Below are 9048 nucleotides of genomic sequence, written 5' to 3'. Positions count from 1 at the left end.
AGATCCTGAAACCGCGTGCTTACAAAAAGTAGGAGCCTCGTAAGGGGTGACTGCGTACCTTTTGTATAATGGGTCAGCGACTTACATTCAGTGGCAAGGTTAACCGAATAGGGAAGCCGTAGAGAAATCGAGTCCGAATAGGGCGATCAGTCGCTGGGTGTAGACCCGAAACCAAGTGATCTATCCATGGCCAGGATGAAGGTGCCGTAACAGGTACTGGAGGTCCGAACCGACTAGTGTTGCAAAACTAGCGGATGAGCTGTGGATAGGGGTGAAAGGCTAAACAAACTTGGAAATAGCTGGTTCTCTCCGAAAACTATTTAGGTAGTGCCTCAAGTATTACCATCGGGGGTAGAGCACTGTTTTGGCTAGGGGGTCATGGCGACTTACCAAACCAAGGCAAACTCCGAATACCGATGAGTACAGCTTGGGAGACAGAGCACCGGGTGCTAACGTCCGGACTCAAGAGGGAAACAACCCAGACCGCCAGCTAAGGTCCCTAAAATTGGCTAAGTGGGAAACGAAGTGGGAAGGCTAAAACAGTCAGGATGTTGGCTTAGAAGCAGCCATCATTTAAAGAAAGCGTAATAGCTCACTGATCGAGTCGTCCTGCGCGGAAGATGTAACGGGGCTAAGCCAGTTACCGAAGCTGCGGATTTGCAATTTATTGCAAGTGGTAGGAGAGCGTTCTGTAAGCCTGTGAAGGTGCGTTGTAAAGCGTGCTGGAGGTATCAGAAGTGCGAATGCTGACATGAGTAGCGTTAAAGGGGGTGAAAAGCCCCCTCGCCGTAAGCGCAAGGTTTTCTACGCAACGTTCATCGGCGTAGAGTGAGTCGGCCCCTAAGGCGAGGCAGAGATGCGTAGCTGATGGGAAACAGGTCAATATTCCTGTACCGTTATATAGTGCGATGTGGGGACGGATCTTAATAGGTCATCCAGTTATTGGATTATTCTGGTTTAGTTGGATGTAGGCGTGCATTAGGCAAATCCGGTGCACATATACCGAGGCCAACGATCGAGCGGACTTGTCCGTGAAGTGACTGAACGAGGTTCCAGGAAAAGCCACTAAGCTTCAGCTATATACGACCGTACCGCAAACCGACACTGGTGCGCGAGATGAGTATTCTAAGGCGCTTGAGAGAACTCAGGAGAAGGAACTCGGCAAATTGACACCGTAACTTCGGAAGAAGGTGTGCCCTATTAGTGTGTAGTGAACAACGAAGCATGAATGGGTTGCAAAAAATCGGTGGCTGCGACTGTTTATTAAAAACACAGCACTCTGCAAACACGAAAGTGGACGTATAGGGTGTGACGCCTGCCCGGTGCTGGAAGATTAAATGATGGGGTGCAAGCTCTTGATTGAAGTCCCAGTAAACGGCGGCCGTAACTATAACGGTCCTAAGGTAGCGAAATTCCTTGTCGGGTAAGTTCCGACCTGCACGAATGGCGTAACGATGGCCACACTGTCTCCTCCTGAGACTCAGCGAAGTTGAAATGTTTGTGATGATGCAATCTCCCCGCGGAAAGACGGAAAGACCCCATGAACCTTTACTGTAGCTTTGTATTGGACTTTGAACAGATCTGTGTAGGATAGGTGGGAGGCTTTGAAGCAGGGTCGCTAGATCTTGTGGAGCCAACGTTGAAATACCACCCTGGTGTGTTTGAGGTTCTAACCTAGGTCCATTATCTGGATCGGGGACAGTGCATGGTAGGCAGTTTGACTGGGGCGGTCTCCTCCCAAAGCGTAACGGAGGAGTTCGAAGGTACGCTAGTTACGGTCGGACATCGTGACGATAGTGCAATGGCATAAGCGTGCTTAACTGCGAGACTGACAAGTCGAGCAGATGCGAAAGCAGGACATAGTGATCCGGTGGTTCTGTATGGAAGGGCCATCGCTCAACGGATAAAAGGTACTCTGGGGATAACAGGCTGATACCGCCCAAGAGTTCATATCGACGGCGGTGTTTGGCACCTCGATGTCGGCTCATCTCATCCTGGGGCTGTAGCCGGTCCCAAGGGTATGGCTGTTCGCCATTTAAAGAGGTACGTGAGCTGGGTTTAAAACGTCGTGAGACAGTTTGGTCCCTATCTTCCGTGGGCGCTGCAGATTTGAGGAAGCCTGCTCCTAGTACGAGAGGACCGGAGTGGACACACCTCTGGTGTATCGGTTGTCACGCCAGTGGCATTGCCGAGTAGCTAAGTGTGGAAGAGATAACCGCTGAAAGCATCTAAGCGGGAAACTCGTTTCAAGATGAGATCTGCCGGGGCCTTGAGCCCCCTAAAGAGTCGTTCAAGACCAGGACGTTGATAGGTCAGGTGTGGAAGCGCAGTAATGCGTTAAGCTAACTGATACTAATTGCTCGTGCGGCTTGACCCTATAACTTTGATCAATCAGATCAAGGTGTTATGCCAAGTTGACGCATTCAAAATATATTCAAGCCAGCGCAAGACAATTGCGCGCTGATTCCAAACTCTATGAATTCGTTTGTTTGATCGCGTGATCAAATGAACAACCCTTTATGCCTGATGACCATAGCGAGTTGGTACCACTCCTTCCCATCCCGAACAGGACAGTGAAACGACTCAGCGCCGATGATAGTGCGGGTTCCCGTGTGAAAGTAGGTCATCGTCAGGCTCTTACAGCCCAGAAAACCCCAGTCAGCAATGACTGGGGTTTTTTGCTTTGAGGATTCGGAGTTTGAGAGATAAAAAGCGCGCCAAGCCTGAATGACGCGCCTTTGAAGCAACCGGATTCAGGTATTGCGAATACCCAGAGCATCCCTCTCGGCAGCACCTGCGCCAATCAACTCGGCCAAGATATCCTCGGTCAATTGATTCAGCTCTTCATCTGCAAAGAAGCGAAGACGAATGGCCTCCAGGTACGGCGTACCTCGCAGCCACGCCGACCAGTCCTCGAGAGCGATGTACTGCATTTCCAGCAGCTTGAACTTCATCAGCACCTTGATGGCATGCCGGGCGTGCTTCACCGGATCGCGTTGCAGCCCGTTGAGCCGGCGGCGTGCGGTGGACAACGCGCTGTCGACGTCATTGAACACACGGCCATGTCCAGGAATCACCTGCAGCGGTGCCAATTTCCCGATGCAGTCCAAGGTCGCGGCGATTTCGCCGAAAGACGGCTCCCCGGCCAGTTCGGGAAATGCGATGCCAAAACCGTTCTCCCACAGCGCATCCGCGGAGATCAACGTGCGCGAAGCCGGATCGAACAGGATGATCGAATGGGGATCATGGCCAGGCGCACTGTGAACTTCCCATGCGCGGTCGCCAAGCAGGCATTCCGTTCCGGGTTGCAGTAACCCTGTGAACCGAAAACGAGGGCAAGTCTGCCCCGTTGCAAGAAAACTCAGGCCGCGCTCGTCCCACCGCTTCACCAACGCTGCTTCCCCCGGGGGAATATCTGTTCGAACTGCTGGATAGCGCAGTTGCAGCGCGGCGTTCCCGCCGCAATGGTCGCTGTGCAAGTGCGTATTCAGCACGCGGTCCAGCGGCCGGGAGCCCAGCGCCGACTCGACCAGGGCCAACGTCTGCTCGGCATGCGTGGCATAGCCGGTGTCGACCAACGCGGTCTCGTCCTCCCCGACAAACAGGATGTTGTTCGACGACAGCCACCCGCGCTCGAACACGACGACATTCGCCGGCAAGCCAGCGCTCGCCGCGGGATTGCTCATTCAGGCGCTCGCGCTGGTGCGAAGCTCGCGCCGCAGGATCTTCCCCACATTGGTCTTCGGCAAGGAATCGCGGAACTCGATGTGCTTCGGCCGCTTGTAGCCCGTGAGTTGCCCGTTGCAGTACTGCAGCACCGCGTCCTCGGTCAGATTCGGGTCCCTGCGCACCACGAAAACCTTGATCGCCTCGCCCTGCTTCTCGTCGGGTACGCCCACCGCCGCACATTCGACGACACCCGGGCACAGCGAAATCACATTCTCCAACTCGTTCGGGAACACGTTGAAGCCGCTCACCAGGATCATGTCCTTCTTGCGGTCGACGATGCGGCTGTAACCATCTTCCTGCATCACGGCGATATCGCCCGTCCGCATGAAGCCATCTGCGGTGAACGCGGCTGCGGTCTCGGCGGGTTGGTTGTAGTAGCCCGTCATCACATTGGGGCCCTTGATACAGAGTTCGCCCGACTGCCCGACCGGTACCGAGTTGCCCTCGTCGTCCTTGATCGCGATCTCGATGCTCGGCAACGGCAACCCGATGGTGCCGGTGAACTTGGTGTTCGACACTGGGTTGTTGGTGCCGATCGCGCAGGTCTCGCTCATCCCCCAGCCTTCGATCATCGGGCAGCCGGTCGCCTCGAACCACTTGCGCGCCGTGCCTTCAGACGCGGCCATGCCCCCGGCCTGCGAGACAAAAAGCGTCGAAAAATCGATCGTCTTGAACTGCGGATGCATCAGGAGCGCATTGAACAGCGTGTTCACAGCCGGCAGCATGTGGAACGGCCGCTTCTTCAGCACCGCGATGAACTTGTCGAAGTCGCGCGGGTTCGGAATCAGCGTCATGTGCGAGCCTTGGCGGATCACCAGCAGGCACAGCGTCAGCGCGAAGATGTGATACAGCGGCAGCGCAGCGATGCTGTTGACCTTCGCGAGATCACCGGCGCGCGCCAGTGCTGGCGTGAACCAGGCCTCGGCCTGCAACGTCGCAGCGACGATGTTGCGATGCGTCAGCACCGCGCCCTTCGACAGGCCGGTCGTGCCGCCGGTGTACTGCAGGAAGGCGATCGAATCGAGCGTGCTCTGGTCGGCTGCCAGCGTGCGGCCGCGTCCCTCGGAGATGGCTTGCGTGAACGGCGTGACCGTGCGTCCGTCGCTCAGCGGGAGCTTGTATGGCGGCACCATCTTGGCCAGGTGACGCACGGCGATCGTGATCCACGCGCCATAGAGGCCGCCGAGCAGGTCGCCCATCGACGTCATGACGACATGCTTGACCGGCGTGCGCTCGATCACCTGCTCAAGCGTCGATGCAAAGTTCTCGAGAATCACGATCGCCGTCGCGCCCGAGTCCTTGAGCTGATGCTCCAGTTCGCGCGCCGTGTAAAGCGGATTGACGTTCACGCAGGTGTAGCCCGCACGCAGCACGCCGAACATCGTGACGGCGAACTGCGGAATGTTGGGCAGCATGATCGCCACGCGCGCACCCGGCTCGAGCCCCTTCGACTGCAGCCAGGCGCCCAGCGCCTTCGACAGCACATCGAGCTCGCCGTAGGTCATCCAGCGCTCCATGCAGACCGAGAACGGCCGGTCCTTGTAGCGACCGAACGCCTCCTCGAACATGTGGGGCAGTGACCGGTATTGCTCGGGGTTGATTTCCTCGGGCACGCCGGCTGGATAGTTTTGTCGCGCGGATGTCTGCATGCAAGCTCCTTTGGCGCGGATTGTGGGAGCGAGGTGCTCCCAGCCACCAGCGGGCTTGTCCTAGGTTCCTGCGAACGATGTCACGCAGGCGATAGATCGGTCACGATCAAGCCTTGCCTGTTTCTCCTGGCAGCAGCACGCCAGGCTCGATGTCGGCCTCGATCGCGAGCGCTTCGTAGATCGGGGTGAAGTCCGGCGCCGTGAGATCGAAGAGCTGCGCGAAGTCTTCGATCACGAAGTAGTTGCTCTGGTAGGTGTCGATCTTGTAGCGCGTGCGCATGGCGCGCAGCAGATCGAGTGGCAGCCGGCGCGGCTCGTCGCTGAGCACCGCGTGCTGGAGCTCGCCCACCGAGCTGAGGATGCCCGCGCCATAGGCGCGCAGGCCGTCGGGCTGGCGAATCAGGCCGAACTCCACCGTGTACCAGTACAGCCGCGAGAGCTTCTCGCCCGCACCCAGTTCGTGCGCCTTGATGCCGCCCGCGCCGTAGCGCTGCACGTAGTCGGCGAAGGTCGGGTCGAAGAGCATCGGCACGTGGCCGAAGAGATCATGAAACACATCGGGCTCGACGATGTAGTTGAACTCCTCGGGCTTGCGGATCCAGTCGGTCACCGGGAACCTGCGGTTCGCGAGCAGCGTGAAGAAGGGCAGCTCCGGAATCAGCCCCGGCACCGCGACGATTTCCCAGCCCGTGGCCTTGTGCAGCCGCTCGTTGATTTCATCGAAGTGCGGGATGCGGTCCTTCACGCCCAGCGACGGCAGCGCGTTGATGAACGCATCGCAGGCCAGGCCCGGCAACTGCGCAGCCTGCCGTTCGTAGAGCCGCCGGTAGGTGTCGTGGTCGGCCGCCGTGTAGCTGGCCCAATCCTGCGGGCAGGTGTAGTCGGCTTGCACCGAGCCGCCGCGCGAATAGTCGCCGCGCGGCGGGCGATCGGATGCGCCGTAGACGGCGGGAATGACGGCGGCGGCAGGGGAATCCATGGGGAATCTTGTTTCTCTCTCGGGTTATTTGAGCCAGCGGTCCATCGTGCGCTGGAAGTCGCCGCCGGCCTGCTGCAGGTGCAGCCACTGGTCGACGTACGACTTGAAGGCCACGTCGTCGCGCGGCAGCATCCAGGCCATTTCGCCGTACTGCAGCGGCTTGTCGGGGTTCACTGCGCACAGGCCCGGCTTGAGCTTCTGCTGCGTGATGGCCTCGGCCGCTTCGGTCACGAACACGTCGGCGCGGTTGGCGAGGATCTCGTCGAAGATCGTCACGTTCTCGCCGTGCAACGTGAGCTTGGCTTGCTTGAACTTGGTGCGGGCGAAGCGTTCGTTGCTGCCGCCCGGATTGAAGATGACGCGCGTCGAAGGCTGGTCGATGGCCGCGACGCTCTGGTACTTGGCCACGTCGGCGCAGCGTGCGATCGGCGTCTTGCCGTTGACCATGTAGGGCGCGCTGAAGAAGGCGCGCTTCTGGCGGTCGGTGGTGACCGACACGCCGCCTACCGCGATGTCGCACTTGCCCGCAGCCAGGTCGGGCAGCAGGTTGGCCCAGGTGGTCTTGACCCACTCGGGCTTGGCGCCGAGGCTCGCACTGAAGCCGGTCATCAGGTCGACGTCGATGCCTTCGAACGAGGCATCGGTCTTCTGGAAGCTGAAGGGCTTGTAGTCGCCCGGGGTGCAGATGCGCAGCACCGCGGCCTTCTGCACTGTATCCAGGTGCGAGGCGGCCGCCGGCGTCGTTGCCGCCGGCGCCATCGCGCAACCCGAGAGAACGGCGGCAGCCGCCGCGATGAAGGTCAAAGCTATCGACGAAGACGTGCTGCTGCGCATGCGGACTCCTGGGCAATAAGGCCGGTTGAAAGGGCCCTTATTTTGCGGCGGTCAGCACGCCGCGGCGCATCTGGTCGAGCTCGATGCTCTCGAACAGCGCCTTGAAGTTGCCGTTGCCGAAGCCGTCGTCGCCCTTGCGCTGGATGAACTCGAAGAAGATCGGACCCAGCTGGTTCTCGCTGAAGATCTGCAGCAGCAGCGCGTCCTTCTTGCCGTCGATCAGGATCTTTCGCTTCTTCAATTCGGCCACGCTCTCGCCGTGCTCCGGAATGCGCTTGTCGACCAGTTCGTAGTACGTGTCGATGGTGTCGAGCAGCACGACGCCCTTGGCGCGCATCGCATCGACGGTGTCGTACAGGTTGTCCGAGCCCATCGCGATGTGCTGGATGCCCTCGCCCTTGTACATGTCCAGGTACTCCTGGATCTGGCCAGCCTGCTCCTTGCCCTCTTCGTTGATCGGGATGCGGATCTTGCCGCAGGGGCTGGTCATGGCCTTGCTCTTCACGCCCGTCACCTGGCCTTCGATGTCGAAGTACTTCACTTCGCGGAAGTTGAAGAGCTTCTCGTAGAAGTTGGCCCAAACGTCCATGCGGCCGCGGTACACGTTGTGCGTCAGGTGGTCGACGTAGGTGAGGCCGTTGCCCTTGGTGGCCAAGCCGTCCTGCGAGGACACGCCCGGCAGCGGTTCGAAGTCGACGTCATAGAAGCCGATGTTGCCGATGTCGCCTGGCTTGGCGCCGTTCTTGCCGGGCCAGCGGTCCACCAGGTAGATCAGGCTGTCGCCCACGCCCTTGATGGCGGGGATGTTCAATTCGCCCGGACCGGCCTTGTCGGCAAAGCCCCAGGCGCCCAGCGAGGTGGCGCGCTCGTAGGCCTGCTTGGCGTCCTGCACGCGGAAGGCGATGGCGCAGACGCTCGGACCGTGCTCGCGCGCAAAGCGCTGCGCGAACGAATCGGGCTCGGCATTCAGGATGAAGTTGATATCGCCCTGGCGGTACAGCAGCACATTCTTGTGGCGGTGCTTGGCAATGGCCGTGAAGCCCATGCGCTCGAACACCTTGCCCATGGCAACCGGGTCCGGCGCCGCGTACTCGATGAATTCGAAGCCGTCGGTGCCCATGGGGTTCTCCCAGGGCGTGAAGGCGGGTGCGTCGGCTTGGCTCATGTGCGGTCTCCAGAAAGTGGGGGATCGATCGATAGGTAAGAGATAGGCGAAAAACGCCAGTGCTGCAATGTAGGTTGGATGCCGCTCAAGTTTTCAGCGTTGTTGGGCGCGTTGGGTGGCAGATGCGCAGTAAAACTGCAAAAATAGCCGCATGGAAGCACTCGACAAGATTGATCGGCTCATTCTGCGCACGCTGCAAGCAGACGGGCGCGCCACCTACGACCAGCTCGCCGAGCAGGTCAGCCTGTCGCCCAGCGCCGTGCTGCGGCGGGTCAAGCGCCTGGAAGAAAGCAAGGTGATCGACCGCTACGTCGCCCTCGTGCGACCCGAGGTGATCGGCCTGGGCCTCACGGCCTACCTCAATGTGCGGCTCGAAAAGCACACCGAGACCCACAAGCGCAACCCGATGGACCTCTTCCGCGCCAGCGTCCAGACCTGGCCCGAGGTGGTCGAATGCGCGGCCCTCACGGGCGACATGGACTACCTGCTGCGCGTCGTGGTGGCCGACATGGCGCACTACAGCCGCTTCATCATGGACACCCTGCTCAAGCACCCGAGCGTCGAGGACTGCAAGACCAGCTTCGTGCTGGACCGTGTCAAAGCCACAACAGCCGTCCCCGTTTGACCTCGAAGTGGTTGCTCGGGCGCCACGCGTTCTGGTAATGGGTCACGAATGTGTCTTGGAAGTGCCC

The 9048-nt window shown here is 59.4% G+C and carries 6 protein-coding genes and 2 rRNA genes (1 of these 8 running past the window's edge); 3 read left to right on the top strand and 5 right to left on the bottom strand.

Features of this window, described 5'->3' with window-relative positions; all coding sequences use genetic code 11:
* Both QF040_RS21020 and rrf read left to right on the top strand, forming a co-directional pair.
* Positions 1-2377 (top strand): 23S ribosomal RNA (locus QF040_RS21020); it begins 497 nt to the left of the window's first position.
* Positions 2378-2522: 145 nt separating this feature from the next.
* Positions 2523-2635: ribosomal RNA gene (gene rrf, locus QF040_RS21015) — 5S ribosomal RNA — on the top strand.
* A 118-nt stretch (positions 2636-2753) separates the two neighbouring features.
* On the opposite strand, the gene QF040_RS21010 is transcribed toward rrf, so the two are convergent.
* From QF040_RS21010 to hppD, 5 genes are all read right to left on the bottom strand, one after another.
* Positions 2754-3686 (bottom strand): MBL fold metallo-hydrolase, encoded by a 933-nt coding sequence (locus QF040_RS21010; protein WP_429612662.1) that lies wholly within the window; start codon positions 3684-3686, stop codon positions 2754-2756.
* Positions 3687-5378: an AMP-binding protein gene (locus QF040_RS21005; RefSeq protein WP_429612661.1), complete on the bottom strand. Its 1692-nt coding sequence runs from the start codon at positions 5376-5378 to the stop codon at positions 3687-3689. It lies immediately after the preceding gene.
* Positions 5379-5484: 106 nt separating this feature from the next.
* Positions 5485-6357 (bottom strand): phenylalanine 4-monooxygenase, encoded by an 873-nt coding sequence (phhA, locus tag QF040_RS21000; protein ID WP_429612660.1) that lies wholly within the window; start codon positions 6355-6357, stop codon positions 5485-5487.
* A gap of 24 nt (positions 6358-6381) precedes the next feature.
* Positions 6382-7191, bottom strand: coding sequence for a transporter substrate-binding domain-containing protein (locus QF040_RS20995; protein ID WP_429612659.1), 810 nt, complete (start codon positions 7189-7191; stop codon positions 6382-6384).
* A 37-nt stretch (positions 7192-7228) separates the two neighbouring features.
* Entirely contained in the window at positions 7229-8356 is a 1128-nt protein-coding gene (hppD, locus tag QF040_RS20990; protein ID WP_429612658.1) for a 4-hydroxyphenylpyruvate dioxygenase, read from the bottom strand.
* 151 nt (positions 8357-8507) lie between these two features.
* Here hppD and QF040_RS20985 point away from each other — a divergent pair, with 151 nt between their 5' ends.
* The gene (locus QF040_RS20985; protein ID WP_013543779.1) at positions 8508-8981 is read left to right on the top strand and encodes an Lrp/AsnC family transcriptional regulator; all 474 of its coding nucleotides are present in this window, start codon (positions 8508-8510) and stop codon (positions 8979-8981) included.
* Positions 8982-9048: the final 67 nt, after the last annotated feature.

This window comes from Variovorax sp. W2I14 (assembly GCF_050435205.1).
In the GTDB taxonomy this organism is placed as follows: domain Bacteria; phylum Pseudomonadota; class Gammaproteobacteria; order Burkholderiales; family Burkholderiaceae_C; genus Variovorax; species Variovorax paradoxus_C.
This window is presented reverse-complemented; position numbering and strand designations above follow the sequence as displayed.

Coding starts and splice junctions, on each gene's coding strand:
- QF040_RS21005 (WP_429612661.1), bottom strand. CDS start 5,378: ATGCAGACATCCGCGCGACAAAACTATCCAGCCGGCGTGCCCGAGGAA.
- QF040_RS21010 (WP_429612662.1), bottom strand. CDS start 3,686: ATGAGCAATCCCGCGGCGAGCGCTGGCTTGCCGGCGAATGTCGTCGTG.
- phhA (WP_429612660.1), bottom strand. CDS start 6,357: ATGGATTCCCCTGCCGCCGCCGTCATTCCCGCCGTCTACGGCGCATCC.
- hppD (WP_429612658.1), bottom strand. CDS start 8,356: ATGAGCCAAGCCGACGCACCCGCCTTCACGCCCTGGGAGAACCCCATG.
- QF040_RS20985 (WP_013543779.1), top strand. CDS start 8,508: ATGGAAGCACTCGACAAGATTGATCGGCTCATTCTGCGCACGCTGCAA.
- QF040_RS20995 (WP_429612659.1), bottom strand. CDS start 7,191: ATGCGCAGCAGCACGTCTTCGTCGATAGCTTTGACCTTCATCGCGGCG.